This is a genomic window from Serratia sp. CoH_122_TC_1 (assembly GCF_058191755.1).
Genome location: NZ_JBXWLA010000095.1, coordinates 1 through 204 on the forward strand (window position 1 = coordinate 1; position 204 = coordinate 204).

Annotated in this window: 1 protein-coding gene; it reads right to left on the minus strand. The window is 46.6% G+C overall.

All coding sequences use genetic code 11. The features are described from left to right. On the minus strand, positions 1-204 hold a 204-nt coding region (locus tag AC2FC2_RS27110; RefSeq protein WP_490660224.1), incomplete at both ends, for a hypothetical protein.

Consider the following 204-nt stretch of genomic DNA (forward strand, 5'->3'; position numbering starts at 1 on the left):
CTGCAAGGGAGGAATGACGCATGTTGCCGCGAATTCAAGCCCATAGCGTTCGGACAGGTAGTTATCACCAAGGTTTGCCAGTGGGCCAAAGTTCGCGTTCAGGTAATTTTTGAAATCACCGAACAATTTCTGGAACGTGCTGTTTCTGTAACGAATGAATTTGATTATCTCTGTCGTGTACGGGCGGTGATACGACGTTTTTGT